General features: G+C 46.3%; 3 protein-coding genes. 2 read left to right on the top strand and 1 reads right to left on the bottom strand.

Translation table 11 applies throughout. From position 1 onward, the window contains the following. The coding region (locus B3O33_RS08345; protein ID WP_292363383.1) for a PLP-dependent transferase at nt 1-551 on the top strand (551 nt) is incomplete at its 5' end. Between the two features lie 37 nt (nt 552-588). Here the strand turns inward: B3O33_RS08345 and pyrC are convergent. After that, nucleotides 589-1635 (bottom strand): dihydroorotase, encoded by a 1047-nt coding sequence (pyrC, locus tag B3O33_RS08340; RefSeq protein ID WP_292359339.1) that lies wholly within the window; start codon nt 1633-1635, stop codon nt 589-591. A gap of 170 nt (nt 1636-1805) precedes the next feature. Between pyrC and B3O33_RS08335 the strand changes: the two genes are divergently transcribed. Then, nucleotides 1806-2268: thiamine pyrophosphate-binding protein (locus B3O33_RS08335; protein ID WP_292363382.1), on the top strand; the 463-nt coding region annotated here is incomplete at its 3' end.

Below are 2268 nucleotides of genomic sequence, written 5' to 3'. Positions count from 1 at the left end.
CCTATCACGGCGTGGTCTATACCGAGCAGTTTGCAGAAGCAGCTTTTATTGCCAGGGCGCGGACAGTGCCATTACGTAATACCGGTTCTGCTTTATCGCCAATGAATGCCTTTTTATTATTGCAGGGTATCGAAACCTTATCGTTGCGTATGGAACGGCACTGTGAAAATGCCATTGCAGTCGCAAAATATCTACAGCAGCATCCCAAGGTTGAGTGGGTGAACTATGCTGGACTGGAAGGGGACAAATATTTCGATTTGGCTCAAAAATACTTTAATGGGAAACCGTCCTCTATCCTGACCTTTGGCATTAAAGGTGGCTTTGATAACGGCGTTAAATTCTATGATGCGTTGAAGTTAGTTAAACGCCTGGTGAATATTGGTGATACCAAGTCACTGGCCTGTCATCCTGCTTCGACCACACATCGTCAGCTGGAAGAAGCCGAACTCAAAGCAGCTGGAGTGACCCCCGAAATGCTTCGACTGTGTATTGGTATCGAGCATATCAATGATATTCTCGGAGATTTGGAACAAGCTTTTTCTGCGGTTTAAAATCAATAATCCCGGCCTGTAACAGGGCCGGGATTTTTTAAATGAGCTTCCAGCGAATACTTTCACCTGCACGCATGGGTACCAATGTCTCATCAGCAAATTCCAACGTGTCGGGAACCTGCCAATCCGCTTTTTGCAACGTGATTTGCCGGGTGTTTCTGGGCAGTCCATAAAAGTCTGCTCCATAGAAGCTGGCAAAACCTTCCAGTTTGTCTAAACATTCGTGCGTATCAAATACTTCAGCATACAGTTCGATAGCTGCATGTGCGCTGTAAATTCCGGCACAACCGCATGCGTTTTCCTTGCTGTTGCGGGTATGAGGCGCACTATCGGTTCCCAGGAAGAATTTTGGATTGCTGCTGGTGGCTGCGACAATCAATGCTTTCTGATGGGTATTGCGCTTGAGTACAGGCAAGCAGAAATGATGGGGTCGGATTCCGCCTACCAGCATATCGTTACGATTTAGCAGCAAATGATGAGGTGTAATGGTCGCGGCCACAAAATTACTGGCCTGGGCAACGAAATCAGCCGCATCTTTTGTCGTTATATGTTCAAAAACAATTTTCAGTTCCGGAAAGTCACGTAATAACGGAATCAGCTTTTCATCGATAAAAACTTTTTCACGATCAAAGATGTCGGTTTGACTGTGCGTGACTTCTCCATGCAGCAATAAAGGCATGCCAGCCTGCTGCATGGTTTCCAGTGTTTTATAACAGTTGCTGATATTGGTTACGCCAGCATCTGAGTTGGTTGTCGCGCCAGCAGGGTAAAGTTTCACTGCTTTGATAAAACCAGCTTGTTTAGCCTCGACAATATCCTGAGGCTGAGTATTATCAGTCAGATACAAGGTCATTAATGGTTCAAAGTCAGACGCTGCTGGCCGGGCATCAAGGATTCGCTTTCTATAGGCAGCGGCCTGTTCCACATTGGTGACCGGTGGACGCAGATTGGGCATGACGATGGCCCGATTAAAACATCTTGCTGTATCGGCAACGGTGCGTTGTAATGCTTTATTATCGCGCAAGTGAAGATGCCAGTCGTCAGGCTGAGTAATCGTAATCGTGTTCATTGCTTGTTTTGTCATACAGCAAATTATGCCATAGCTATTTACTTTTGCTGCTGAAAAATTGTTTTGCGTTGAATAGAAAGGTAGCATCAGAAGGTGGTTTTTCTTGACCTTGACGGGCATTCACAGTAACTTTACCCGTTTGATATTTTGAAGCAGATCGCGTTAGCGATACGAGAGAGGAAGACGTGGAATTAAGCGGTGCCGAGATTCTGGTCCATTGTCTAAAAGACGAAGGGGTTGAGTATTTGTTTGGCTATCCGGGTGGTGCAGTGCTGCATATTTATGATGCGCTGTATAACCAGGAAGAGGTCAAGCATATCCTTGTGCGCCATGAACAGGCAGCGACTCATGCTGCAGATGGTTATGCGCGCGCTACCGGTAAGCCCGGTGTGGTGCTGGTAACTTCAGGTCCTGGTGCCACAAATGCGGTTACCGGTATTGCTACTGCTTATATGGACTCCATTCCAATGGTGGTTATTACTGGTCAGGTAGCCACGGCCAACATCGGCAGTGATGCTTTCCAGGAAGTGGATTCCGTTGGTATTACACGTCCATGCGTTAAACATAACTTTTTAGTTAAAGATATTAACGATCTGGCGGAGACCATCAAAAAAGCTTTTTATGTAGCAACTACAGGTCGTCCCGGTT

Source organism: Methylophaga sp. UBA1464, assembly GCF_002325665.1.
Taxonomy (GTDB): domain Bacteria; phylum Pseudomonadota; class Gammaproteobacteria; order Nitrosococcales; family Methylophagaceae; genus Methylophaga.
The sequence above is the reverse complement of the archived record's forward strand: the minus strand, read 5'-3'. Positions and strand labels throughout refer to the sequence as shown.